The sequence below is a fragment of the Cedecea neteri genome, from assembly GCF_000758305.1.
GTDB classification, from domain to species: domain Bacteria; phylum Pseudomonadota; class Gammaproteobacteria; order Enterobacterales; family Enterobacteriaceae; genus Cedecea; species Cedecea neteri_C.
In genome coordinates, this window is sequence record NZ_CP009458.1 from 3754933 (window position 1) to 3779431 (window position 24499).

The 24499-nt window shown below is 54.2% G+C and carries 23 protein-coding genes and 1 pseudogene; 15 read left to right on the forward strand and 9 right to left on the reverse strand.

All coding sequences use genetic code 11. The features are described 5' to 3' along the window. The first annotated feature begins 126 nt into the window (after positions 1 to 126). Positions 127 to 657, forward strand: a complete 531-nt coding sequence (locus LH23_RS17510) for an RES family NAD+ phosphorylase (protein ID WP_039293934.1) — start codon at positions 127 to 129, stop codon at positions 655 to 657. A gap of 54 nt (positions 658 to 711) precedes the next feature. Here LH23_RS17510 and LH23_RS17515 read toward each other — a convergent pair whose 3' ends face one another. Together LH23_RS17515 and LH23_RS17520 are read right to left on the reverse strand one after the other, a co-directional pair. Beyond that, positions 712 to 1782 carry a malate/lactate/ureidoglycolate dehydrogenase gene (locus LH23_RS17515; RefSeq protein WP_039296841.1) on the reverse strand — a complete coding sequence of 357 codons (1071 nt, stop codon included), beginning with the start codon at positions 1780 to 1782 and terminating at the stop codon, positions 712 to 714. 110 nt (positions 1783 to 1892) lie between these two features. Further along, complete coding sequence (locus LH23_RS17520) at positions 1893 to 2804, reverse strand: LysR family transcriptional regulator (RefSeq protein ID WP_039293936.1); 912 nt, start codon at positions 2802 to 2804, stop codon at positions 1893 to 1895. Positions 2805 to 2919: 115 nt separating this feature from the next. Between LH23_RS17520 and speB the strand changes: the two genes are divergently transcribed. From speB to LH23_RS17555, 7 genes are read left to right on the forward strand one after another with little or no spacing between them, the layout of a single operon-like run. Continuing rightward, a complete protein-coding gene (gene speB, locus LH23_RS17525) occupies positions 2920 to 3870 on the forward strand; it encodes an agmatinase (RefSeq protein ID WP_039293939.1) in 951 nt (316 codons plus the stop codon). 10 nt (positions 3871 to 3880) lie between these two features. Further along, entirely contained in the window at positions 3881 to 4744 is an 864-nt protein-coding gene (locus LH23_RS17530) for a TIM barrel protein (protein ID WP_039293940.1), read from the forward strand. Beyond that, on the forward strand, positions 4741 to 5826 hold the full coding sequence (locus LH23_RS17535) for an isopenicillin N synthase family dioxygenase (RefSeq protein ID WP_039293942.1): 1086 nt from the start codon (positions 4741 to 4743) through the stop codon (positions 5824 to 5826). The genes LH23_RS17530 and LH23_RS17535 overlap by 4 nt, the downstream gene beginning before the upstream one ends. Then, complete coding sequence (locus LH23_RS17540) at positions 5826 to 6629, forward strand: ABC transporter substrate-binding protein (RefSeq protein ID WP_039293945.1); 804 nt, start codon at positions 5826 to 5828, stop codon at positions 6627 to 6629. Before LH23_RS17535 ends, LH23_RS17540 begins: the two co-directional genes overlap by 1 nt. 31 nt (positions 6630 to 6660) lie before the next feature. Then, on the forward strand, positions 6661 to 8178 hold the full coding sequence (locus LH23_RS17545) for an amino acid ABC transporter permease/ATP-binding protein (protein WP_039293948.1): 1518 nt from the start codon (positions 6661 to 6663) through the stop codon (positions 8176 to 8178). Between the two features lie 2 nt (positions 8179 to 8180). Next, entirely contained in the window at positions 8181 to 8909 is a 729-nt protein-coding gene (locus LH23_RS17550; protein WP_039293951.1) for a class II aldolase/adducin family protein, read from the forward strand. 4 nt (positions 8910 to 8913) lie between these two features. Beyond that, a complete protein-coding gene (locus tag LH23_RS17555; protein ID WP_039293952.1) occupies positions 8914 to 9846 on the forward strand; it encodes a 2-hydroxyacid dehydrogenase in 933 nt (310 codons plus the stop codon). Between the two features lie 20 nt (positions 9847 to 9866). On the opposite strand, the gene umuC is transcribed toward LH23_RS17555, so the two are convergent. Then, positions 9867 to 11138 (reverse strand): translesion error-prone DNA polymerase V subunit UmuC, encoded by a 1272-nt coding sequence (gene umuC / locus LH23_RS17560; RefSeq protein ID WP_039293954.1) that lies wholly within the window; start codon positions 11136 to 11138, stop codon positions 9867 to 9869. Positions 11139 to 11140: 2 nt separating this feature from the next. Further along, a complete protein-coding gene (gene umuD, locus LH23_RS17565; protein WP_039293957.1) occupies positions 11141 to 11560 on the reverse strand; it encodes a translesion error-prone DNA polymerase V autoproteolytic subunit in 420 nt (139 codons plus the stop codon). Between the two features lie 211 nt (positions 11561 to 11771). On the opposite strand from umuD, the gene LH23_RS17570 reads away from it, so the two are divergent. Then, positions 11772 to 13808, forward strand: coding sequence for a prolyl oligopeptidase family serine peptidase (locus LH23_RS17570; protein WP_039293959.1), 2037 nt, complete (start codon positions 11772 to 11774; stop codon positions 13806 to 13808). A 131-nt stretch (positions 13809 to 13939) separates the two neighbouring features. After that, positions 13940 to 14338, forward strand: a complete 399-nt coding sequence (locus tag LH23_RS17575; protein ID WP_039293961.1) for an ACT domain-containing protein — start codon at positions 13940 to 13942, stop codon at positions 14336 to 14338. Positions 14339 to 14387: 49 nt separating this feature from the next. On the opposite strand, the gene LH23_RS17580 is transcribed toward LH23_RS17575, so the two are convergent. Continuing rightward, entirely contained in the window at positions 14388 to 15224 is an 837-nt protein-coding gene (locus tag LH23_RS17580; RefSeq protein WP_039293963.1) for an alpha/beta fold hydrolase, read from the reverse strand. A gap of 160 nt (positions 15225 to 15384) precedes the next feature. Between LH23_RS17580 and ttcA the strand changes: the two genes are divergently transcribed. After that, positions 15385 to 16305: a tRNA 2-thiocytidine(32) synthetase TtcA gene (gene ttcA / locus LH23_RS17585; RefSeq protein WP_039296842.1), complete on the forward strand. Its 921-nt coding sequence runs from the start codon at positions 15385 to 15387 to the stop codon at positions 16303 to 16305. 461 nt (positions 16306 to 16766) lie between these two features. On the opposite strand, the gene zntB is transcribed toward ttcA, so the two are convergent. Further along, positions 16767 to 17750, reverse strand: a complete 984-nt coding sequence (zntB, locus tag LH23_RS17590) for a zinc transporter ZntB (RefSeq protein WP_039293965.1) — start codon at positions 17748 to 17750, stop codon at positions 16767 to 16769. A gap of 184 nt (positions 17751 to 17934) precedes the next feature. On the opposite strand from zntB, the gene LH23_RS17595 reads away from it, so the two are divergent. Next, positions 17935 to 19113 (forward strand): diguanylate cyclase, encoded by a 1179-nt coding sequence (locus LH23_RS17595; RefSeq protein WP_052050326.1) that lies wholly within the window; start codon positions 17935 to 17937, stop codon positions 19111 to 19113. A 28-nt stretch (positions 19114 to 19141) separates the two neighbouring features. Here LH23_RS17595 and LH23_RS17600 read toward each other — a convergent pair whose 3' ends face one another. Both LH23_RS17600 and LH23_RS17605 read right to left on the reverse strand, forming a co-directional pair. Continuing rightward, positions 19142 to 19408 (reverse strand): DksA/TraR family C4-type zinc finger protein, encoded by a 267-nt coding sequence (locus LH23_RS17600; RefSeq protein WP_039293969.1) that lies wholly within the window; start codon positions 19406 to 19408, stop codon positions 19142 to 19144. A 72-nt stretch (positions 19409 to 19480) separates the two neighbouring features. Next, positions 19481 to 21100 (reverse strand): peptide ABC transporter substrate-binding protein, encoded by a 1620-nt coding sequence (locus LH23_RS17605; RefSeq protein WP_039293972.1) that lies wholly within the window; start codon positions 21098 to 21100, stop codon positions 19481 to 19483. Between the two features lie 168 nt (positions 21101 to 21268). Here LH23_RS17605 and mpaA point away from each other — a divergent pair, with 168 nt between their 5' ends. Next, positions 21269 to 21976: a murein tripeptide amidase MpaA gene (gene mpaA / locus LH23_RS17610; RefSeq protein ID WP_039293975.1), complete on the forward strand. Its 708-nt coding sequence runs from the start codon at positions 21269 to 21271 to the stop codon at positions 21974 to 21976. 3 nt (positions 21977 to 21979) lie between these two features. Here the strand turns inward: mpaA and ycjG are convergent, their stop codons facing one another. Beyond that, positions 21980 to 22945, reverse strand: coding sequence for an L-Ala-D/L-Glu epimerase (gene ycjG / locus LH23_RS17615; RefSeq protein ID WP_039293981.1), 966 nt, complete (start codon positions 22943 to 22945; stop codon positions 21980 to 21982). A gap of 138 nt (positions 22946 to 23083) precedes the next feature. On the opposite strand from ycjG, the gene tpx reads away from it, so the two are divergent. After that, a complete protein-coding gene (gene tpx, locus LH23_RS17620) occupies positions 23084 to 23590 on the forward strand; it encodes a thiol peroxidase (RefSeq protein ID WP_039293984.1) in 507 nt (168 codons plus the stop codon). 146 nt (positions 23591 to 23736) lie between these two features. Then, positions 23737 to 24364: pseudogene (locus tag LH23_RS17625) on the forward strand (phage portal protein); the annotation flags it as partial. Positions 24365 to 24499 lie beyond the last annotated feature (135 nt).

A 24499-nucleotide genomic window follows, 5' to 3' on the forward strand; every position in this document is an offset into this window, starting at 1 on the left:
CAGCAGCGAAACTATTCTGGCCGTAGCACAATCATCACCGACGCTTCGGGGCTTTGCGATGGCAATTCTGTCACAACGTTTTGGTTTACTAGGGTTGCCAATTTTCTGAGCAGGCCAGGTACCATTGTGTCCGATAACCACCTTCATTTCAAAAACGTCACCGGTTTCTTTTACCGTGCCGTTCCGACGGAGTTCCTCAGCAGCGTGCTGTCGCGCAGTCGGCCCGAGTCCCCAGGACGTTATCATCGGCCAGGACAAACAATTCTTTATATGAGTCCGGTAAGTGAGTGGGCAACGCTCGCAGTTGCCGCCCATATGCGAAAGGACGGCAAACCGCGGGTGCTTGTCCCACTGTATGTCGAAGGTGCGCGGGTGTTAGACCAGCGAGACGAATATTCCTGTCTGGCTTTAGGCATTAACCGCGATCTGTCTAATCACTGCTGGCTCAGCGCCCTGCAGCAAAATATTGAACCGCCTTCCTGGCAAAACGCTGACCAGGCGCGCGTCTCCAACGCCGATGGCATTATCGACCGCTCCCGAGGCATTCCCGACGGCTGGCATTTGAATTTATTTCGCTGGAATGCGTTGGGCGGCCCGACGGTAACTGTGTGCGGTGAACCGATTCCCGTTCCGCTGCCGGAGAGTTTGGGTTTATAGAGAATGACGCTGAGCACGCCCTAAATGAAATGTGCTGGCAGAATTCGCCGTCATCTATGCGCTATATTTTGCCAGTTCCGCTTCGGGCATACCGACAGCGCGAGCCACATGGCAAATCTGTTGCCAGCTATTGGTATCAATTGGAATGCCCTGTTGCTGACGCTCCATTCGCTGAATCTCTTCCCACTCGCCGGGCACTAGGATAGGTTGTTCTCCGGGTTGCGGGGAGTTTTTTACCCAATCAATAAAACGTTGGGCCTCCTGTTGCATCTCTGGGGCATCGAAAGCCGCCGGATCTAATAGCACGCTGGTCATACAGTTAAAAATGGCCGCCTGGGACGTTTGCAATGAATGAGGGTGCGTCGTTTGCCCCCCGGACACGGCTCCGCCAAGCACCTCACACATCACCGCCAGGGCATAACCTTTATGTAAACCAAATGCCAATAGTGAACCAAAAGGCGACTCGTGCATCACCCCGGGGTTGTTTGTTGGCAGACCATGACTATCGATCAGATTCCCTTCAGCGACCGAAACGCCTTTGTTCCATGCCACGCGGGTTTTACCGTAAGCAATTCCGCTGGTGGCAAAATCCAGCAGCAGCGGCGCTTTGCCGGAACGAGGAAATACCGCACAGAACGGATTGGTCCCAAAACGGCGATCGCTGCCATTAAACGGCGCAACCATGGGGTCACCCACGACATTGACGAAATGAAACGAGATAAACCCAGCCCTGGCACACATTTCAGCCCAATGGCCAATACGGCCAATATGGTGTGAATTCCGCAGTGCGATAGCGCACATTCCCAGTTTCCGCGTGCGCTGAATCGCCAAATCCATAGCATCCGCAGCCATCACCTGCCCAAAGCCCTGCTGACCATCCACGGTCAGCACTGCCCCTGCATCTTTGACCACCAGCAATGTTTTATTCTGCTGCAATAATCCCTGGTCTCTCGCTGCAATATAGCCTGGGATCATGCCCACACCATGAGAGTCGTGGCCAGCCAGATTTGCCGCCACCAGATGATCGGCAATTTTTTGCGCCTCTGCTCTGTGGCTCCCGGCATATATCCACAGATTGAAGACCAACTGATGCAATCGATCGGGGGCAATTCGAATCTCGTTCATCGCTTTCACTCCATCTTTGGTGTTCATTGCAACGGATATGTCATAACGGAATTTCTGTAGTTGATCCACTCACCTTTTTACTGACGCAGATATTTGCCTTAACGGTGCTCTCAATAATTCCATTTTGGGCTCGCGACGGTATTTTTCTTTAACAGGCTGCGAAACTCTTTCAGATACGGTTCATTACTGCGGCCGCGTTTACAAATAGCAGAAAACGGTGACTGGAAGCCAAACTCATTGGGCAGTAATACACGCAGACGGTTCTCTTTTATCCACGGCCAGGCATAATGTTCGGGGAGATAGCCAATATACTTTCCGGAGAGGATCAGCAGCAGTTGGGCGTCCACCGTTTCCACCGTCGCGCTGCCTTTACTGAATCCCCGTCGCCGTAAATCGCCCGCGTTCCAGTAGCTACGGGTGACCAACGGGCACTGGCTGATCTTGTCTTTGTCGAGTTGATGGCTAAAAAACATCGGGTTCAGATCGCTGCAATAGAGCCAGTGCTGCTCGCGATACAGCGGTTCACTGATGATATTATTGACCTGGGAATTGTAGCTGCCGATGGCAAGGTCAATATGGTTGTTGAGCACGCCGCTAATCTGTTCCGCCGGAGTACGAATAATCAGTTTGATATGTATATAGGGAAATTTATCAATAAAGCTGCGTAACACCACCGGCAGCGACAGCGCGGTTTCTGTTTCCATCGAATCGAGCGCCGAGATACAAAGCGTCCCGCTATGCTCCCCCTTCAACAACGACGACTGCCGCTCCAGTTCGTGCAGTTCACCTAAAACGCGGATCGCTTGTTGTAAAAATTGCTGTCCTTTTTCCGTCAGCGAAAAACCACCCCGCCCACGCTGACACAAACTGAAACCAAGCTGCCCTTCCAGTTGTGACATCGCATTACTGATGGCCGAAACCGAAATGCCCAGTTCCTGCTGAGCGCGATTAAAACTCTCCAGCCGCGCGACCGTTTCGAAAACCTGTAACTGCCGGATATTGAGGCTACTGTCGTTTTGCATCGTCATTAGTTCACAAAAAGATGAAGTAATTATTTATAACAGACGATTTAACATCCCGTACAATTTTCACACTATCCCTCCTGTTACGTTTTGTCCGTCATCTTCAGGAGCTAAAATGGATAGCCATTTTCATCAACCGCAAAGTGGCAACGAAATGCCACGATTCGCAGGCCGTGCAACAATGATGCGCCTGCCATTTGTTGAAGATTTACAAAGCCTTGACGCTGCCTTTGTTGGCATACCGCTGGATATCGGCACCTCACAACGTTCCGGGACACGCTACGGACCGCGCTATATTCGCGCCGAATCAGTGATGATCCGCCCGTATAATATGGCCACCGGCGCCGCGCCGTTTGACTCGTTATCCGTTGCAGATATCGGCGATGTCCCGATTAACACCTACAGTTTGCTCAAATCGGTGCAGATTATTGAGGATTACTACACTGGTTTAAATCGTTATCCGCTGATCCCTCTCACCCTTGGTGGTGACCACACTATCACTCTGCCTATTCTGCGGGCATTGACCAAAAAACATGGCCCCGTGGGGTTGATACATGTTGATGCCCACACCGACACCAATGATGAAATGTTCGGTGAAAAAATTGCTCACGGCACCACATTCCGACGCGCCGTCGAAGAAGGATTGCTGGATCTTAAGCGCGTGGTGCAGATTGGCCAGCGCGCCCAGGGCTACGCTGCCGGTGATTTTCAGTGGGGTGTTGATCGGGGTTTCCGTCTGGTGCAGGCCGAACAGTGCTGGCATAAATCACTGTCCCCGTTAATGGCTGAAGTCCGCCAGCAGATGGGGGACGGACCGGTTTACCTTAGCTTTGACATCGACAGTCTGGATCCTATCTGGGCACCCGGAACCGGCACACCGGAGGTGGGTGGACTGACCTCGATTCAGGCCTTAGAGATTGTACGCGGCTGCCGTGGACTGAATCTGATTGGCAGCGATCTGGTCGAAGTCTCTCCTCCTTATGATGTCAGCGGCAATACCTCTCAACTGGCCGCAAACCTCCTGTACGAAATGCTCTGTGTATTACCCGGCGTAAAATACCAATAGGGGTGTTGTCATGCAGCTCAATATCTTTCGCACTCTTTGGGGGGTGACAACGCCCTGGCCACAAACCTTAAGTGAATTAAAAAGCGTCGGTTGCTGCGGGATTGAAGCACGCGTACCGTCCACCGCTGAAGAACTGCAAAACCTCGCCGGGCGTCTGTTGACCGCAGAGCTGGAGTATATCGCGATTGTGTTTAGCGGCGGTGGCGTGATTCCTGCCCAGCACGAAACCCCGGAACATCATCTGGAGCGGCTAAAAGAACGTTTCGTGGCTGCAAAAATACTGAACCCGCGCTTTGTTAATCTGCTCGCCGGCAACGATCGCTGGCCGCTGGCTCAGCAGGTAGATTTTCTCGGCAAAGTGCATGAGATGGCCTCCGATATCGGCCTGGTTTGCAGTTTTGAAACTCACCGGGCGACATCGCTATACAGTCCATGGCTGACGCTCGACATTATCCGACAACTACCGCAGCTACGTTTCACCGCCGATATCAGTCACTGGATTGTCGTCAGTGAGCGTTTGCTGAACGACCCCTGCGACGATTTCAGCACTTTTATCGAGCGCGTCCATCATGTGCAGGCCCGTGCAGGTTATGACCAGGGGCCGCAGATCCCTCATCCTGCCGCGCCGGAATATCAGGACGCGTTAGCGTTCCAGCAAAAGTTCTGGATGAAAATCTGGCACTCACAGCGTAAGCGTGGTTACACGCAAACCACACTGACGCCGGAATTTGGCCCGGATGGCTACCTTCATCACCTGCCCTTTACCAACGTACCGGTTGCCGACTTATGGTCGCTGAATGCCTGGATGGCCCGGTATCAACAGCAGCAATTTCGCCAGTTTTTATCACTAACTGAAAAGGAAATGCAGCAATGAACAGCATAAGACACGCATTCACCGAACTCCCCACCATCGATATCAGCGATCTGACCAGTGACGATTTGGCTAAGCGCCAGGCCGTTGCCGATGCGATAGGCAAATCATCGCGTGAAGTCGGGTTTTTCTACGTCACTGGCCACGGTATCGCACCAGAGCTGATTGCCGGGATCCGTGCTGCGGCGAAACAGGTCTTCGCCATGTCGATGGAAGAAAAGATGGCCTATTACATCGGCCATTCAAAAAGCCATAAAGGTTATGTCCCGGAAGGGGAAGAGATCTACGGCTCCGGTAAACCAGACCATAAAGAAGCCTTTGATATCGGTTTCCAGGCTGCTGACGATCACCCGTTTGTTGTCGCCGGCACGCCGCTTATCGGCACTAACGAGTGGCCAGCGTTACCGGAGTTTAAATCCCGGATCCTCGCCTACTATGAAGCGGTCTTTGCCCTTGGCCACCGTCTGTTTGACGCTTTTGCCCTCGCGCTTGGTTTACCAGAGGGATATTTCAAGTCGATGGTCACCTGCCCGCCCGCGAAACTGCGGCTGATCCACTACCCCTTTGATGCAAGTGCCGAAGACTTTCCTGGCATTGGCGCACACACCGATTATGAATGCTTCACGCTGCTGCTGGCCGATCAACCAGGGCTTGAAGTGCTCAATGAAGACAGCGTGTGGATAGATGCCCCGCCGGTGAAAAACGCGGCCGGGGAAGAAGCCTTCGTGATCAATATTGGCGACATGCTGGAGGTGCTAAGCGCAGGCACCTTTATTGCCACTGCCCATCGTGTACGCAAGGTGCCACAGGAACGCTACTCCTTCCCGCTGTTTTTCGCCTGCGACTACCACACTCTTATCCGCCCGCTGCCGAACTTTTTGGCTGCCGGTGAAGCCAGTGAATACCAGGAGTTGAGTATCGGCGAGCATATGTGGAGCCAGGCATTACAGACCTATCGCTACCTGCGCGAGAAAGTGGCCAAAGGCGAACTCCAGTTACCGGAGAGAGCCAGGGGCACAAACACATTTGGTCATTTGAAAAAACAAGCCCAACAAAAAACCACAATAATACATGAGGATAAATGATGAATAGCGCCTTAAAAAAAGTCTCGTCCCGCGTGGCGTTAGCGCTTATCGCCAGCGTATGTTTTTCCCCTTTGGCCCAGTCGGCGGAGCTGCTGACCAACGGTGTATTTAAGGTTGGGATGGAGGTCACTTACCCACCGTTTGAATCCTATGACAGCAATAACAATATCGTCGGTTTTGACCCGGAATTTTCAGCCCTGATTGCCGGGCAGTTAAAAGCCAAACCACAGCTGATCGACACCAAATTCACCAGTCTGATCCTGGGGATAGGCAAGAAGTATGACGCGGTCATCTCCGGTATGTACGTTACTCCGGAACGCCAGAAACAGGCCGACGCGATTCCGTATGCCCTTTCCGGGGCTTCGATTATCGCCCTGAAAGGTGGCCCGGTGCAGCCGAAAACGGAAGATGAACTCTGCGGCCTAAAAGTCGGGCTACAGCAAGGCACGTCGTGGGTGGACAGCCTGAAGAAACACTCGGATGAATACTGTACGCCGAACGGGAAACCGGCCATCACTATTCTGGAGTTCCCAACGGCACCGGAAGCGTCTCAAGCCCTGCTGTCGCAGAACACTAACGCGCAGCTTGAAATCGCCCCTGCTGCGCAAATTCTCGTGGATAAAAGCCGTGGCCGTTTAGCGATTAGCTCCACGCGTCTGGTCTATCCGATGCCACTGGGGATTTACGTTGCAAAAGGAAATACCCAACTGGTTGATGCCATTAAATCCGCGTTGGTGACGTTAAAAGCCAACGGAAAATATGCAGACATTATTAAGAAATACAACTTAGAAAGTATCGATTAAGACAATCAATTATTGAGCAACAGGAGTCGATATGGCGTTCGATTGGGGATATTTTTTTTCGTTATTTAGCATTGGGGCATTCTGGCAGGCGTGTGTGACGGTTATTTTTGTCAGCTCATTATCCTGGTCGATTGGTCTGGTATTAGGTTTTCTTTTAGCCTGCGCAAAGCTCTCAGCCCCGCGCTGGATTAAGATCCCCGTCGAACTCTATATTTGGTTTTTCCGCAGTGTGCCCTTAATGGTACTGCTGGTGTTCGTCTACAACTTGCCGCAGCTGTTCCCGGTGACGCAGCCGCTTCTTGGGGTGCCGTTTATCGCCGGGCTGGTATCGCTGACCGTCACGGAAGCCGCTTATATGGCAGAAATTCATCGCGGTGGTTTAATTTCCGTGGCTAAAGGGCAAAGCGAGGCAGGCCACGCATTAAGTTTTAGTTTCACCGGAATCCAACGCTTAATTATTATTCCGCAGTCGTTTCGCATTGCTCTGCCGACGCTAATTAATGAATACATCACCGTGATTAAATTGAGTTCGATATTGTCGGTAGTGTCACTGCCCGAATTACTGCTGACCGGCCAGCGTTTATATGCCCAAAATTTCCTTGTCATGGAAACACTGCTTGCGGTGGCCGTTTATTACGTCATGGTGGTGACGGTATTTACCTGGCTGTTTAAAGCGCTGGAAAACCGGCTGGATATTCAGCGCAAACGCCCACAAACACTGAGCGATGCCGAATGCCTGACTCTACGCCAAAGCCTGCCCACGTTGTCGGAAGCAAAAGAATCGGTTTCTACCCGCGGCACGCCTCCAGCCCTTGATTTGCGCGATCTCCGCAAGTCCTGGGGGCAACATCAGGTGCTGAAAGGCATCAATATGAAGGTCGAGAGTGGTGAGGTAATAAGCATCATCGGCCCATCCGGCTCGGGAAAAACCACGCTTATCCGTACTATTAACGCGCTGGAAAACATCGATGCAGGAGAGATCATTCTCTACGGTGAGGACTACCTGAAAGGTAACGCCATTATCGATAAACACCGGCTACGCGCGGGCGTACGCAGAATCGGTATGGTCTTCCAGAGTTTTAATTTGTTCCCGCATCGTACAGTGCTCGACAACGTGATGCTTGCTCCGCTGTACCACAAACTGCTCGACCCGCACGCCGCCCGCGCGCAGGCGCTTGGGCTACTCGATCGCGTAGGGCTTCTGGCGCACGCCAATAAATACCCGAACCAGCTCTCCGGCGGCCAGCAACAACGTGTCGCCATCGCCAGAGCACTGGCTCTGAAACCGGACATCATGCTGTTTGATGAGCCCACCTCTGCGCTGGATCCTGAACTTGTCGGCGAAGTGCTAAAGGTGATTCAGTCTCTTGCCCGGGAAGGCATGACGATGTTGATCGTCACGCATGAAATGGACTTCGCGTTATCCATTTCCGACAGAATTGTCATTATGGAACATGGCGTGATTCAGGGCGACGTCTCCCCGCAGGTTATCCGCGGCACGGAGCAGTCTCCTTCTCTTAACCGCATCCGTGAATTTATGGGAGTCTAGTCATGGTTACAGAACAACACCTGCGTCAGCAACTGGCTGCGGCCTACCGCCTGGCGGCAATGTTCGGCTGGGAAGATACCCTTTACACTCACTTCTCCGTCCGCCTTCCCGGTGACGGTACGCCGCGCTTTTTAATTAATCCCTTTGGCATGATGTTTGATGAAGTCACGGCCAGTAACCTGATCGTTGTGGATATGCAAGGCAGGGTCGTGGAAGGCAATGCTCCGGCCAATTCCGCAGGCTTTACCATCCACAGTGCGGTGCATATGGCACGGGAAGACGCCCACTGCGTAATGCACACGCACACTTTGCCCGGCATGGCCGTCGCCGCCTGTCATGATGGCCTGCTGCAGCTTAATCAAATCAGTACCGAGTTTTACCGGCGCGTTGGCTACCACCCTTATGAAGGTGTGGCGTTTGATCTCGATGAACGGGAGCGTATTCAACATTCGCTGGGTAACCACATTGCCCTGATCCTGCAAAGCCACGGCTTGTTATCGGTGGGCCGTACCGTCGCAGATGCGTTTTACATCATGTATTACCTTAACCGCGCCTGTGAAATCCAGATGGCCGCCTCACAGCTGGCACCTCTCAGCCCGATCCACACCATCGCCCCACACCTCAGTCAACATGCCTGCGAACAGTTAATGGGTGTCGAAGAGGAACGGCAACTGGTCTGGCAGGCGTGGCTACGTCGTCTTGATCGCATTGATACCTCGTACAAAGGTTAACGTTATGCCTGATATAACAATTGTTGTGGATTGCAGCGATGCGGATTTCGCCCATGAGATTTGTGTTGCTCTGCGGCAGTTTCCTGATGTAGATGCGGTATTGCCTGACAATCAGGCCGCCGCTGAAGCAAGCTATGCCTGTTGTTGGTATCCGCACCCGCAGCTGTTGACTCGCTCGCCAAAACTGAGGTTAATTCAGGCCGCTTCAGCTGGCGTTGACCACCTTCCCTCCCCGGTGTTCACCAGCGAGATCCCACTCTGCCGGGTAGTGGATGACAGTTTTCGTCACGGTATGTTCGAGTACGCGCTGTGGGGCATATTATGGTTCCAGCGCTATTTCGATCGCGCTGTAGCTCATCAGCGCTTGCAGATATGGAAATGCTACCCGCAGCGTACCGCCGCCGATTACCACATCGGTATCATGGGGCTGGGGGAAATCGGGGGATACATTGCCAGTCAACTGGTGGCGCTGGGTTACCGGGTATCTGGCTGGTCGCGCAATGAAAAACAGCTAAGAGGCGTTGATGGCTATCACGGGCAGCATCAGCTTGAGCCTTTTCTGAACTCGCTTGATGTGTTGGTCAATGTTCTGCCGCTCACTGAACAAACGTGCGGTATCCTGGCGGAGCCGCTGTTCAATCAGCTCCCGAGGGGAGCCGCGGTGATCAACTGTGGCAGAGGTGAACATATGGTCAGTGGCGACCTGCTATCTGCCCTCAACAGCGGTCATCTTTCTGGCGCCGTGCTCGATGTATTTCCGCAAGAGCCGCTGCCGCAGGGCGACCTATTGTGGGCGCACCCGCAGGTGGTGATCACCCCACATATGGCCTCCTCAGCCTCTGTCGATATTATCGCTCGCCAGTTACTTGAAAATATTCAGCGCCAGAACCAGGGATTACCGCTGCACAGAGCAGTCAATAAGCAGACGGGGTATTAGCTTCATCAACATCCTAAAGATCAGCAAACCCACGCCTGCGGCAGATCGGCATAGCGCGTGGTATAGCGCGGCGACAGCATTTCGCGCTTCATCGCCCACGGCTGCTGTATGCCCTGCCCGGCAAAATAGAGCGTGCCTTTGCCCTGCTTTTGATTCAGGAAGTCCAGCACGGTCATCAACTTTTCGCCGTTAGGGCGTGGAACATTGCTGTCGAACAAATCGAATTGCGCCACACCCTGACTAAAGAAATCGCCCAGCATGACGCCCGCTTTCTGGTAACGGTGCCCCGCCTGCCAGATAGCATCGAGGCTCTGCAATGCGGCCTGAATAATATCCCGGCTGTCCTGCGTGGGAATGAGCAGCGAAACGGACGAACAGTTCCCGTAATAAGGTTCATTCACGGCAAACGGGCTGCTTTTCACAAAAGCAGAGATCACCCGGCAATATTGATGCTCAGCCCGCAGCTTTTCCGCCGCCCGGCTGGCATAACTGCCGATCGCCTGGCGCATATCCTCATACTCGGTAATGCGTTCCCCGAACGAACGGCTGCAGATTATTTCCTGTTTGGCGGCAGAGAACTCATCCATTTCAAGGCATGACTCGCCGCGCAATTCGCGCACCGTTCTTTCCAGCACCACGCTGAAATGCCGTCGAATAAAACGGATATCCGCGTCGGCAAGCTGTAAAACCGTTTTGATACCCATGGCGTCGAGTTTTTTCGACAGTCGCCGCCCCACGCCCCAGACTTCACCCACGGGCAGCTGTGCCATAAGCCAGCGCTGGTGCTTCGGGCGGGATAAATCAACCACACCACCGGTTCGCTCCTGCCACGTTTTTGCCGCAAGATTTGCCAGTTTAGCCAGCGTTTTTGTTGGTGCGATGCCCACGCCCACCGTCAGGCGGGTGCGCTGGCGAATGGTTGCACGGATCGTCTGGCCAAAGGCCTTCAGGTTGTAGCAATTACTCACGCCCGTTAAGTCACAAAATGCTTCGTCAATGGAGTAAATCTCGACCCTCGGCAGCAGCTCTTCAAGCACGCCCATCACCCGCTCGCTCATGTCGGCATACAGCTCGTAGTTGCTGCTAAACGTCAGCACGCCGTGCCGCCTGAGCGCCTCTTTCTGTTTAAAGAAAGGTTCCCCCATTTTGACAAAGGACCGGGCTTCCGCAGAGCGGGCGATGACGCAGCCATCGTTATTGGATAAGACCACCACCGGCTTTCCGGCTAAATCCGGGCGGAATGCCGTTTCGCAGGAGGCGTAGAAGCTGTTGACGTCCACCAGCGCAAACATGCTTAGCCCGCCGCTTTGATGATAAAAGTGACGATGCCGAAAATATCGAGTTCGGCTTCATCGGTGACGGGAATCGGTGCCCAGGCGCTATTCATCGGCAGTAGCATCACCGTGGGGCGAAGCTGCAGGCGCTTCACGGTGAACGCCCCGTCAATCGCCGCAATGACTATATCGCCCTGTGACGCCGTTCTTGAGCTGTCCACAATCAGCAAGTCCCCTTCGCCAATTCCCCCTTCCACCATCGAATCCCCCGCCGCCTTTACGAAATAGGTCGCACCGGGATTGCGCACCAGCAGCTTATTGAGATCGATACGTTGCTCAACATAGTCCTGAGCCGGTGACGGAAACCCGCACTGCACCAGGTCAGCAAAGAGAGGAAAGGAAGCGTCAGGGCAACAGGCCGCAGGTTTGAGAAGGTTCATGATACCGCCAATACAAATACTGTTTATATATACAGTATCAGGTAAAAAAGACACTTCAAGTAAGAAAACACGTACTTTTGCTAAGCCCTTCGTTTTGCGAGTGAAAAAATTCGAGCACGCTGGCAGAAACCACAAAAGCCTTCAGGTGTAATGAGCATGGGCATAATGATATGGTCAGTTGCAAGCCCGGTACCCAACAAAAGGACGCGTGATGACACAGCCAGTGATTCAGGATTTGCTTAGCCAGCTCGAAACCCCGGAAGATGCCGCGGCGCTAAGCTGGGTGGAAAAACAAAATAAGCGCACCACGGACAGGTTTGCCACGGGAGAGCGCTTCCAGCAAATGCGGGGCGCGATCCTGCAGTCGCTGGACGATAAAACCAATATTCCCTGGGGGAGCCATTACCGCAACGCGGTGTATAACTTCTGGCAGGATGACGAACACCCTCGCGGTATATGGCGCCGGACTTCTGAAAGCTCTTACTTTACCGCGACACCAGAATGGGAAACGGTGCTGGATGTCGATCGTCTGAATGAAGAGGAAGGCGCAAACTGGAGCTACCATGGCGCCGATCTCCTCCACCCGGACTATTCCCGGGCGCTGATCTTTTTATCCAGCGGCGGCGATGCCTGTGAAATTCGTGAATTCGATCTGGTAAATAAAAAGTTTATCCCCGAGGGCTTCTTCCTGCCGGAAAGCAAAAGTTCGGTCAGTTGGCTGAATGAAAACACGCTGCTGCTGGCGCTCGATGCAGGAGAGGACACGCTCACGACGTCCGGCTATCCACGCAGTGTCTATCGCTGGGCTCGGGGCTCATCGCCGCAGGATGCGCCGCTCATCTACGCCGGTGAAGCGACGGACATGGCCGTTTCAGCCTGGCATGATGACACCCCCGGTTTTGAGCGGGATCTGGTGCACTGCAGCAAAGACTTTTACCATGGGCAAACCTGGCTTTTGACCGGCCAGAACACCCTGACGCTTATCGCCATCCCCGAAGATGCCTCCTGCGGATTTTTCAAAGACTGGCTGCTGGTCACACTGACTTCCGACTGGACAATCGCTGAGACGACCTGGCCTGCAGGTGCCCTGCTGGCGATTGATTTGGCTGATTTTCAGCGGGGCGAGCGCAATTTCATTGCACTCTTCACACCCAACTCGCGCACGACGCTGCAAGGCTACAGTTCAACCCGCGACTACCTCCTGCTTAACCTGAGCCAGGATGCCGTTGAAAAGGTCGAATTTATAAAAATCGATAACGGCCAGCGGCACTGCATAAAAACGCTTGAGCTGCCTGATTTCACCAACGTTTCCGCCGGCGGTATCGACGATGAAAGTAACCGCTACCGGCTGGTCAGCCACGGATTTCTGCAGCCACACAGCCTCAGCTATGGCGATCTGGACAATGACACGCTCAGCCTCGTGAAACAGGATCCGACCTGCTTTGACGCCGGAGAGTTTAGCGTGACCCAGCACTTTGCCCTTTCGCTGGACGGAACCCGCGTCCCCTACTTCCAGGTGGCCGCCAAAGCGCTGGCGCTGTCCGGTGAGAATCCGACGCTGCTGTATGGTTACGGTGGATTTGAAGTTTCTTTAACACCTCATTACCTGGACTCAAAAGGCGTGACATGGCTGCAAAACGGCGGGGTTTACGTCGTCGCGAATATTCGGGGCGGCGGTGAATATGGCCCCGGCTGGCACCAGGCTGCGCTCAAACAGCATCGTCATCGCGCCTGGGAAGATTTTACCGCTGTGGCAAGCGACCTGGAGGCGCGGAAAGTCACCTGTGCCGCAAAACTTGCCGCGCAGGGCGGGAGCAACGGCGGCCTGCTGATTGGCAATATGCTCACCGATTACCCGGAGTTATTTGGCGCGCTGGTGTGTGAAGTCCCGCTGCTGGATATGCTGAACTATCACCGCTGGCTCGCGGGGGCATCCTGGATTGCCGAGTATGGCGACCCGGACATTGCCGAAGAGCGAGAGTGGCTGCGGCGTTATTCTCCTTTCGACAAAGTGTCCGCTGACGTAGATTATCCACCCACGCTATTCACCACCGGCACCCAGGATGACAGGGTTAGTCCGGCTCATGCCCGCCGAATGGTGGCACGGATGCAGCAGCAAGGGCACGAGAACGTCTGGCTGTATGAGGAAACGGACGCCGGCCACGGCAGCGCGCCGGAAAATAGCCAGACGGCGTCCCATCAGGCTATGATCGAAGAGTTCCTCTGGCAGATGCTGACCGGGAAATAAACGTGGGCGGTGCGTCAAAGGCGCGCCGCTTCGTCATTAGCGAATCTAATGCAACAGCATATTTTTTAATTTTTATTTATCGCTCAAAGGCTATTTAATTCGTCCTCAATCAATGAAAAGGAGACCGATAAATGGCTGGCGAGAATAACCTGGCAATCCTGCTGAGCAATGCTGCCCCGGAGCTTAACCCAGGGAAATATGTTTTTTGCACTTTACCCGCGCCTTCAGCGGAATTAAAAGATGCCGCGATTGTGACCGTCCGCGAGGTTGAAGGCGTCACGCTGGTTTTGCCGCAGGATCTGGCGGATAAACATGCCGTTAACTACGATTACGTCGCCAGCTGGATCACCCTGAAGATTCACTCATCCCTCGCCGCCGTAGGCCTTACCGCCGCATTTTCACGCGCGCTGGCGAAAAAAGGCATCAGCTGTAACGTGGTGGCTGGGTATTATCACGACCATATTTTCGTGGCGCATACAGATACCGAATCAGCCATGTCGGCCTTGTCATCTTTGGCATCCGAGGCATAAGCGGAGAAATAAGCAGGGGAAGCTTTTGCCTCCCCTGATAACAGCGCTATCAACTGCGGATAAATTTCAGGATGTCCGCATTGATGGTATCGGCATGCGTGGTATGCATCCCGTGCGGATAGCCGGGGTAGATGTGCAGCGTGCTGTTGCTGAGCAGTTTATCCTGCAGAATAGCCGCATTTTTGTACGGTACAACCTGGTCGTCATCACCCTGCAGAACCAACACCGGCACGGTGATGGCTTTCAGATCCTCGGTCTGGTCGGTTTCTGAAAACGCTTTGATCCCCTCATAGTGCGCTTTCGCGCTGCCGGCCATGCCCTGCCGCCACCAGTTCCGAATACTTCCTTCAGAAACCTCAGCGCCCTGGCGGTTAAAGCCATAGAACGGGCCAGAGGCAACATCAAGGTAAAACTGCGCGCGGTTTGCCGCCAGCGCCTTACGGAAGCCGTCAAACACCTCAAGCGGCGTCCCGCCCGGATTACTCGCCGTTTTCACCATTAATGGTGGAACGGCACTGATTAAAACAGCTTTCGCAACGCGCCCCTGAGGCTGGCCGTATTGGGCGACATAGCGGGCCACCTGTCCGCCGCCGGTTGAGTGGCCAACGTGCACGGCATTTTTCAGATCCAGATGTTCCACCACCGCCGAGGCATCCGCCGCATAATGATCCATATCGTGCCCGTCGCTGACCTGGTCAGACCGGCCATGTCCGCGTCTGTCGAACGCGATAACCCGGAAGCCTTCGCCTAAGAAAAACAACATCTGGTTATCCCAGTCATCGGCGCTGAGCGGCCAACCGTGATGAAAAACAATCGGTTGAGCCGTTTTCGGCCCCCAGTCTTTATAAAAGATATTGACGCCATCTTTCGTCTTTACGAATGTCATAAACCTCACTCCTTGCTGCTATGAATTACGTTTAACCTGATAAAGCATAGCCGATAGACGTGGCATGACCGTAAATCCTGCTGGCATTCGCCGCCGCAATCCGTACCATACACGCCAGCATGACACGCTGTGCGTGTTGGATTCAGAGCCCGAGACTTTCATGACCACTCAAAAAGAACAGTACAACCTGAACAAGTTACAGAAACGCCTGCGTCGCAACGTGGGTGAAGCGATTGCCGATTACAACATGATTGAAGACGGCGACCGCATTATGGTTTGCCTTTCCGGCGGCAAAGACAGCTACACGATGCTGGAAATTCTGCTTAACCTGCAGAAAAGCGCGCCAATCAGCTTTAGCCTCGTGGCGGTAAACCTCGACCAGAAACAACCGGGGTTCCCTGAGCATGTGCTGCCGGCTTATCTGGACAGCATCGGCGTTGAATACAAGATTGTGGAAGAGAACACCTACGGCATCGTGAAAGAGAAGATCCCGGAAGGCAAAACCACCTGCTCTCTGTGTTCCCGCCTGCGCCGCGGCATTCTTTACCGCACCGCCACCGAGCTGGGCTGTACCAAAATCGCGCTGGGCCACCACCGCGACGATATTCTGCAAACGCTGTTCCTGAATATGTTCTACGGCGGCAAGATGAAGGGCATGCCACCAAAGCTGATGAGCGACGACGGCAAACATATTGTTATCCGCCCGCTGGCCTACTGCCGCGAGAAAGACATTGAGCGTTTTGCCATCGCCCGCGAATATCCAATTATTCCATGCAACCTGTGTGGCTCGCAGCCAAACCTGCAGCGTCAGGTAATTGCCGACATGCTGCGCGACTGGGATAAACGCTACCCGGGCCGCATTGAGACGATGTTCAGCGCGATGCAGAACGTGGTGCCGTCGCATCTCTGCGATACCGAGCTGTTTGACTTCGCGGGTATTACCCACGGTTCAGAAGTGGTGAACGGCGGCGACCTGGCGTTCGATCGCGAAGAAATCCCTATGCAGCCCGTTGGCTGGCAGCCAGAAGAAGACAACGCTGATGCCCCGCTGCAGCGTCTGGATATCCTGGAAATTAAATAATCTTCATTCCCTCTCCGCCCGGAGAGGGAAAGCTTCAATGATGTGTTGGTGGGTCGATTATCGGCCTTGGATCCGGGTCGGTCGGCGGATCGGGTATCGGCTGTGGTCTGGGGATCGGGTCTGGTACCGGCACGGGTTCGGTGGGGAAAGCCGGGTCGCTCATCATCAGGCTGTTGCGATACAGCATCGTCATCTCCTGCGTGGGTGAATCGCCCTTTAAAGCATAGTCCACAAATTGCAGGCAAAAAAAAGCCGACTTTGAAAGCCGGCATGGTATGAATCAATTGTGCTATGCAGTAATTCTAAAAAAAGGAAGTAAGACAATATGGAGCGCAACGCCCATCGCTTGACGTTGCATTCACCTGCGAGAGAGAGTTTGCCGCGGCAAGGCTTTCGGTTTCTTGATTTTGCTCAATAACGACGCCGTTTTTGCCCACAAACTCGTTCAAAACCTCGCAACTTTACAGCCATTTACTGCGATGTAACCACCAGGCAACACCACCTATCATAACCACCAACATTATGCAGAACAGCGCGAAGCCGAAGGCCCAGCCGCCGCCGGGGATACCGCCGAGGTTGACACCGAACAGCCCGGTTAAAAACGTGCTGGGTAAAAAGACCATCGCCATCAGCGACATGGTGTAGGTTCTGCGGTTTAAAGATTCCTGCATAACCTGGGAGATTTCATCGGTCATCACGCCGGTGCGGGCGATGCAGGCGTCGATTTCGTCCAGCCCCCTGCCCAGTCTGTCGGCAATGTCCTGCATACGTCGGCGTTGGTCATCGTTCATCCAGCTTAGCCGCTCGCTGGCAAGACGTGCATAGACGTCACGTTGCGGCGACATATAGCGACGCATGACAATCAGCTGTTTACGCAACAGCGCTAAAGCCCCGCGAGGCGGCACCTGCTGGTCGAGCAGATTGTCTTCGAGATCGATGATTTTATCGTGCATTTGCTCAATAAATTCGCTGGCGTGGTCGGTGAGCGCATCGCAGGCATCCACCAGCCAGCTGCCGCAGTCGGTGGGGCCAGTGCCTTCATTCAGATCGTTCACCACATCATCCAGCGCAAGAACCTGCCGCCTGCGGGTTGAGACAATCAGCCGTTCATCGATGTAAAGCCGCACGGCCACCAGTTGATCCGGGCGTTCATCGGTGTTGCCGTTAATACAACGCAGCGTGATTAGCGTGCCGTCACCTACGCGAGAAACGCGGGGGCGCATGCTTTCACCGGCTAACGCCTCCCTGACATAGTTCGGCAACAGCGGCGTGTTGGCCAGCCAGTCAGCGCTGTCAGCGTTGGTGTAATTCAGGTGTAGCCAGCAGGGATGCTCGCTGTCGATAATTTCATTGCTGTCGAGGGGCTTCACGCCGCCCTTGCCGTCCAGTTGCCAGGCAAATACCGCGTCCGGCACGTGCAGCTCGCTGCCTTTAATTACATCCACTGCGCAATCCTCAAGCTGAGTCAGTTCTTTCTGTCAGTCTAGCCATCTCTGATACGAAGGCAACCGCTGGTTGGCGTGAAACAGTCTGAATTCGCTGGAGAAATCGCTTAATCATTAGACAACCCAACGTCAGGGACTAAAGTTAAGCACATAGCGATATCGGCTCAGAGGGATAAGGATCAGCATGTTATCAGAGCGACGTAAGCCCACCTCGGATCTGGAATTACGCCTGGCCATGATGCGCCAGCGTTCCGTCACCATTAGCACCTGTTGGTTTCTCTGGCTCAACCTGCTGTTCTCTGCGTTTATATTCGGGCGAGATATCTTCACGCCGCTGCGTGAATCTGCAGTAACCGTTCGTTTTCAGCATCTGCTCGACGGCACCATGATAGTGATATCTATGCTTTGCGCGGCCACGCTTTTTATTGTCAACATGGTCGACAATAAGCAAAGCGAGCCGCTGCGAGTCTTTACTCACCGCGTGATAGCGCTGCTCAGTCCCTGCTGGGCATTGGGCTTTTTTATTTTGCTGTCGGAGCATGATGTCAGAACTGTGTTTCCTTTTACCTCGCTGCTGATTTTTTCCGCGCTGATTTCGCTCTATTCCGACACACGGGCGCTCTATGCCTTCGTGATTCCGATCTGGCTGGTGGCGTTTGCCGGGAATTTTTTCTACCCGGCAGATGACGTTATATTTCTTAGCCTTATTTTCCTGCTTGTCGCCGCTGTTTTTGAATCGGGCCGGCGTATTTTGCACGGCTGGTGCCGGCTGGCCATGCAGCGGGAGCTGGAAAACAACGCGCTGATTCATCAGTTAAAATCGCTGGCAAACAGAGATCCTCTGACCGGCATCGCTAACCGCCGCAGCTTTCAGTTGTTGCTGGATAAAAGCGTGCAGCGCGGCCAGCAGATGAATACTTCGCTGTCGCTTATCATGGTAGACGTGGATCATTTTAAAAATTACAACGACCGCTATGGTCATCTGGCCGGCGACGAATGCCTGATTCGCGTCGCACAGATTCTGGAGGCATCTGTCCGCCACCACCGGGATCTCGTGGCTCGTTTCGGTGGCGAAGAGTTTATTATTCTGCTGCCGGGCGCCAGCAGCGAAGAGGCCGTGTTGGTTGCGCAACGCATCCAGCGTAACCTGGCCCAGGCCGCGCTTGAACACAGCGCTTCGCCCGTGAATCCAGCGGTAACGGTGAGTCTGGGAATAGCCGGCTGGTCAAAAGAAATCAGCACATCCCGGTTGATTGCAGAGGCAGATGCCGCGCTGTATTCGGCTAAAGCTCAGGGGCGAAACCGCTGGCACCGCTACGGCGTGGAAAACAGTGCCCGAGTCGATGAGCCTGTCGAGGGATAAAAAAAACCGGGCAATGGCCCGGTTCTTACTAACGTAACTGGCTGTCTTTCGAGCCACGTCGGTTATAGCCTGAGAACGTGGCCCGGTGCGCATCTTCCGCCTGTTGGCAGCTAATACACAACCGCACGCCCTGAATCGCTTTGCGCCGTGCTTCCGGAATGCGTTCGCCGCATTCTTCACAGTACTCAAGGCTTTCGCCCTTCGGTAGCTCGCTGCGCGCTCTGGCCACGGCGTCGTCCACGGTACTGTCGATTTGCTCCTGAACGGCGCCGTCATTGGCCCAACCTGATGCCATCTCGTCACCTCCGCAATCGCTATGCCTGAGGTGACTATAATAACACTTTTTCTGACTAAATTTTAGCCGCGCTTAGTGTTTGATAATATACATCGTGCGGCTGTAGGCCACGTCTTCCGGGTTGTTGATCGGGTAGCCCTTCAGCCACGGTTTGATCAGGCGGCCGTTGGTGTACTGGTAGATTGGCGCGATGGGCGCTTTTTCCTGAATGATTTTTTCGGCGGCATTGTAATCCGCATTCCGCGCTTTGTCGGTGGTTTCCTGCGCTGCCTGAGACAGCAGCTTGTCGTATTCCGGGGAATTGAAGCGTGAAATATTGCCGCTGTGAGTGGAAGTTAGCAGCGACAGGAAAGTAGAAGGTTCATTGTAATCCCCTACCCATGACGCACGAATGACGTCGAAATTGCCGGTGTTGCGGCTGTCGATGTAGGTTTTCCACTCCTGATTTTGCAGCTTCACGTCAACGCCCAGATTTTTCTTCCACATTGACGCAACGGCAATCGCAATCTTCTGGTGGTTTTCGGAAGTGTTGTACAACAGCGTCAATTTCAGCGGTTTGGCATCGCCATAGCCGGCGGCACGCAGCAGCATTTTCGCCTGGGCGTTCAGCTCCTGCTGGCTCATGTCTTCAAACAGAGAGCGGTCCGGCTTAAAGCCCGCGGTAACGTCAGGCGTAAAGCGCCAGGCCGGTTTCTCTCCCGTGCCCAATACTTTCTCGGCCATCAGACGGCGGTCGATGGTCATACTCAGGGCGAGGCGAACGCGAGCATCTGCCGTCGGCCCTTTTTGCGTGTTAAACGCGTAGTAATAAGTGCCAAGCTGCGGCGGCGTATAAACCTGCCCTGGAATGTCTTTCAGCAGTTTCTGGTAGAGGTTTTTCGGGAAAGACTCGGTGATGTCGATATCACCCGCCAGGTAACGCTTGGTTGCCGCAGACTCCTGGTTGATAGGGATAAAGGTCACTTTGGTCAGCACCGTTTTCCCGTTGTCCCAGTAGTTTTTATTCGGCACCACAACCAGCTTCTCGTTCACCACGCGGTCCTGCAGCGTAAATGCGCCGTTGCCCACAAGATTGCCGGGTTTCGTCCACTCATTACCTAATTTTTCGACGACCGCTTTAGGCGTGGGGTAGAAGGCAAAGTTTGCTGCCAGGCCAGGGAAAAATGGCACGGGTTTATCGAGCTGTACACGCAGCGTTTTAGCATCCACGGCGGTAACGCCTAGCTGGTCTGCGGGCAATTTCCCGTCGATAATTGCCTGGGCGTTGGTGATACCCGCCAGCGCGGCAAACCAGGCAAACGAAGAGGTATTTTTAGGGTCAACCAGGCGCTGCCAGCTGTAAACAAAATCCTGGGCGGTAACAGGCGTTCCATCGGACCAACGGGCGTTGTCGCGGAGCGTAAACGTCCAGATGCGGTTATCGTTGCTTTGCCATTTGGTGGCAACACCCGGCACCAGCTCGCCCTTTTCGTTTTGGTTAACCAGGCCTTCAAATAAATCGCGAATAACCTGAATTTCCGGCAGACCAACCGCTTTGATAGGATCCAGGCTCGCGGGTTCATCTTTAATATGTCTGACTAACTCCTGACTGCTCGCCAGCTTCGTTCCCGCAGGAACATCCGCCGCCCAGGCGCTTTGCAGCATGGCGGCCACGGCCAACGCACAACAGCTAAAACTGAGGCTTTTTTTCATCGCTTTCCTTCCGTGTTTTTGCATTCAGGAGATTTGTGTAAGTTACTGTAGCGTAATTTATTCTTTTGATTCCAGGAAAAAGCTCACATCTGCGGATTAAGGTGAGTTTTACCCAAAACATTGCTATTAATGACGTTAATAGCCGCTTTATTCAGTGAGAGGAATATCATGCCCACGACCCGCCCTCGCCCCCAGCGCGGCCATCTGCCGCCGGGCTGTGAACGCTACGGCAAATCGGTATTAGGTGCGCCGCTGCTCTATTTCCCCGCGACTCAAACAGAAGAACGCGGTGGGCTTATCATTGCCGGTACTCACGGGGATGAAAACGCCGCGATGGTGGCGCTATCATGCGCCTTGAGAACGCTTGAGCCGCAGTTCAGGCGGCACCATGTCGTGCTGGCGGTGAACCCGGACGGCTGCCAGCTTGGCCTGCGCGCCAACGCGCACGGCGTCGACCTGAACCGCAACTTCCCGGCGGCCAACTGGAAAGCTGGCGATACCGTCTACCGCTGGAACAGCAGCGCGGACAAGCGTGACGTGGTGCTTTCTACCGGGCAAACGCCGGGTTCCGAGCCGGAAACCACCGCGTTGTGCCAGCTTATTCATCAGTTGCAGCCCGCCTGGGTAGTCTCTTTTCACGATCCGCTGGGCTGTATTGAAGATCCGCACAGCTCCGCACTGGGGCACTGGCTGGCGGAAGCCTTTGCGCTGCCGCTGGTGACCAGCGTTGGCTACGAAACGCCGGGGTCATTCGGCAGCTGGTGTGCCGATTTAGGTCTGCCGTGCATTACGGCTGAGTTCCCGCCGATATCAGCCGATGAGGCCAGCGAGCGCTATCTGCGGGCGATGACTGACCTTTTGCACTGGCACAGGTAATTATTAGGGATACAGTTTGCCCGTTTCAAAATGCAGCGATGGCTCCACATCAACGGCAAGCCAGGTGGGGCCATCGAGGTCGGCAAAGCGCACCTTAGCCGCCAGCGGTAAAGCGGCGGCAATGGCGCGGGATGTGCAGAGCATACAGCCAAGCATGACATCAAAACCCTGTTCCCGCGCGGCCTGAGCCAGCAATAATGCCTCTGTTAACCCCCCGGTTTTATCGAGCTTAACGTTCACCATGTCGTAGCGTCCGACAAGCGCCGGCAGGCTGCTGCGGGTGTGGCAGCTTTCGTCGGCGCAAATCGGCAGCGGGTGAATAAAATTCGCCAGCGCATCATCATCCCCCGCCGGTAGCGGCTGTTCCAGCATCGCCACGTTGAGATCGGCCAGCAGCTGGCAGCGGGCGGCCAGGCCATCGCTGCGCCAGGACTCGTTGGCATCCACAATCAAAATGGCTTCCGGCACCGCCGCCCGGATGGCCACCATTCGTTCGGTGATAAGGCGATCGTCCAGTTTTACCTTGAGCAAACGCGCCCCCTTCTGCCAAAGCAACGCCGCTGAGGCAGCCATTTGTTCAGGGGCGGCGATCGTCACGGTTTGCGCCGTGGTCACCATTTCTGGCAATTCGACCGCATTCAGGGCTGATATCGTGGTGTGTTTCTGGCGGGCTTCCAGGTCCCAAAGTGCGCTGTCAATGGCGTTCCGAGCCGCCCCAGCCGGAAGAGCCTGCTGTAATTCAGCACGCGTCATACCGCGCTCAAGCTGTGAAAGTACCGTGGTGATTTGGGCCAGCACCGAAGCATCGCTTTCGCCATAGCGCGGGTATGGCGTGCATTCACCGACGCCTTTTATGCCGTCTTCTTCAATTTCCACCACCACAACAACCGCCTCGCTGCGGGTTCCACGCGATATCACAAATGGTGTATGGAGCGGCCAGGCTTCCTGGTAAACTTTCACTGTTCTCATTCTCAGTCTCCCTTGGGGTTATCGCCTGAGTATAGCGAGCCCACGCTTTTGCATGTACTTTCAGTTTTTTATGTTCATCACGGATTTCCTGGAATACACTGTTCCCGGCGTTAATTTTATGTAAAAGGAAGATTAAACATGTCACAAACCGTTCATTTCCAGGGCAACCCGGTCAAGGTTGCAGGTCAGATCCCACAGACGGGCAGCAAAGCCGCCGCCTTCTCTCTGGTCGCGAAAGATCTTTCTGACGTTGCGCTGAGCCAGTTTGCCGGCAAACGTAAAGTGCTGAATGTTTTCCCAAGCATCGACACCGGCGTGTGTGCCGCGTCCGTGCGCAAATTCAACCAGCTGGCTACCGAGCTGGATAACACCGTTGTGCTGTGTATTTCTGCCGACCTGCCGTTCGCTCAGTCCCGTTTCTGCGGCGCTGAAGGCCTGAACAACGTTGTCACCCTGTCCACCCTGCGTAACCCTGAGTTCCAGCAGACTTACGGCGTCAGCATTGCCGAAGGCGCGCTGAAAGGCCTGACCGCACGTGCGGTAGTGGTTATCAATGAAAACGATGAAGTGATCTTCAGCGAGCTGGTGAATGAAATCACCACCGAGCCGGATTACGCTGCGGCACTGGAAGTGCTGAAGGCTTAAGCCTCAGGTCTGTATGAAAAGAAAACCCCGGCATGCCGGGGTTTTCTTTTCTTCATTTCATTGAAAAATAAATAATTATTTTTACTTCATCCACTTAGCATCCATCATTAGCGCCCTGAATGATTTCATCCAAGGCGTTTTTATTTTTGAGCAAAGATCAATACTGGTTTATCACCCGGCGTGATGCGGACTACGCGTTTAAGCCCGGCAGTATCTGCCAGATAAAAAACCAGCATTCACCAAGAGATCTATGGTGCGCCCGAATACACGACCTTGCTTCAAAGCGCTATGCTCAACAACCAGGCTACCATCTGCCGCCGTAACTACTACATCAACGGCACTCACCCCGGGGTAATTGTCTATCTGACAGACCCGATCACTAACAACAAAGGCGTTGAAAGTCTTAAGAAATCATTTAAAGATACGCGCGGCTGCGGGGCATTTAAAAACCTGTTTGTGTATGCCGCGGGCAGGAAGAAAGACGGCTTGCAAATTATGCCATTCAGTCAGATAGCGGCAAAGGATGAATTTACCGGCATCAAGGATGCGACGCGGGATGACATGCTCGCGGCGCACCGCGTCCCGCCTCAGTTGATGGGCGTCATGCCGGGTAACGCCGGGGGGTTTGGTGACGTCGAGAAGGCCGCCCGGGTCTTCTCTATCAACGAGCTGACACCGATACAGGAAAGTTTGAAAGAGCTAAATGACTGGTTGGGCATCGAAGTGATCCGCTTCAACCCTTACGCCCTAACCGCCCCCTCGGAAGCAGCCTGAACATTCAAAAACATTGACGCATCACCCCGCCTAGGTGTGGGCGCGACCGGCCGAAGGCAAGACGCGATATTAGCCCCCTCAGAGTCCCGCAGGTAGGGGCTCTCTCTTTTCACCCTCCAGCATGACCTCGAACGA

Excerpts from the sequence above, each read along its gene's own strand:
- LH23_RS17515 (WP_039296841.1), bottom strand. The coding sequence starts at position 1,782 with ATGAACGAGATTCGAATTGCCCCCGATCGATTGCATCAGTTGGTCTTC.
- LH23_RS17520 (WP_039293936.1), bottom strand. The coding sequence starts at position 2,804 with ATGCAAAACGACAGTAGCCTCAATATCCGGCAGTTACAGGTTTTCGAA.
- speB (WP_039293939.1), top strand. The coding sequence starts at position 2,920 with ATGGATAGCCATTTTCATCAACCGCAAAGTGGCAACGAAATGCCACGA.
- LH23_RS17530 (WP_039293940.1), top strand. The coding sequence starts at position 3,881 with ATGCAGCTCAATATCTTTCGCACTCTTTGGGGGGTGACAACGCCCTGG.
- LH23_RS17535 (WP_039293942.1), top strand. The coding sequence starts at position 4,741 with ATGAACAGCATAAGACACGCATTCACCGAACTCCCCACCATCGATATC.
- LH23_RS17540 (WP_039293945.1), top strand. The coding sequence starts at position 5,826 with ATGAATAGCGCCTTAAAAAAAGTCTCGTCCCGCGTGGCGTTAGCGCTT.
- LH23_RS17545 (WP_039293948.1), top strand. The coding sequence starts at position 6,661 with ATGGCGTTCGATTGGGGATATTTTTTTTCGTTATTTAGCATTGGGGCA.
- LH23_RS17550 (WP_039293951.1), top strand. The coding sequence starts at position 8,181 with ATGGTTACAGAACAACACCTGCGTCAGCAACTGGCTGCGGCCTACCGC.
- LH23_RS17555 (WP_039293952.1), top strand. The coding sequence starts at position 8,914 with ATGCCTGATATAACAATTGTTGTGGATTGCAGCGATGCGGATTTCGCC.
- umuC (WP_039293954.1), bottom strand. The coding sequence starts at position 11,138 with ATGTTTGCGCTGGTGGACGTCAACAGCTTCTACGCCTCCTGCGAAACG.
- umuD (WP_039293957.1), bottom strand. The coding sequence starts at position 11,560 with ATGAACCTTCTCAAACCTGCGGCCTGTTGCCCTGACGCTTCCTTTCCT.
- LH23_RS17570 (WP_039293959.1), top strand. The coding sequence starts at position 11,772 with ATGACACAGCCAGTGATTCAGGATTTGCTTAGCCAGCTCGAAACCCCG.
- LH23_RS17575 (WP_039293961.1), top strand. The coding sequence starts at position 13,940 with ATGGCTGGCGAGAATAACCTGGCAATCCTGCTGAGCAATGCTGCCCCG.
- LH23_RS17580 (WP_039293963.1), bottom strand. The coding sequence starts at position 15,224 with ATGACATTCGTAAAGACGAAAGATGGCGTCAATATCTTTTATAAAGAC.
- ttcA (WP_039296842.1), top strand. The coding sequence starts at position 15,385 with ATGACCACTCAAAAAGAACAGTACAACCTGAACAAGTTACAGAAACGC.
- LH23_RS17595 (WP_052050326.1), top strand. The coding sequence starts at position 17,935 with ATGTTATCAGAGCGACGTAAGCCCACCTCGGATCTGGAATTACGCCTG.
- LH23_RS17600 (WP_039293969.1), bottom strand. The coding sequence starts at position 19,408 with ATGGCATCAGGTTGGGCCAATGACGGCGCCGTTCAGGAGCAAATCGAC.
- LH23_RS17605 (WP_039293972.1), bottom strand. The coding sequence starts at position 21,100 with ATGAAAAAAAGCCTCAGTTTTAGCTGTTGTGCGTTGGCCGTGGCCGCC.
- mpaA (WP_039293975.1), top strand. The coding sequence starts at position 21,269 with ATGCCCACGACCCGCCCTCGCCCCCAGCGCGGCCATCTGCCGCCGGGC.
- ycjG (WP_039293981.1), bottom strand. The coding sequence starts at position 22,945 with ATGAGAACAGTGAAAGTTTACCAGGAAGCCTGGCCGCTCCATACACCA.
- tpx (WP_039293984.1), top strand. The coding sequence starts at position 23,084 with ATGTCACAAACCGTTCATTTCCAGGGCAACCCGGTCAAGGTTGCAGGT.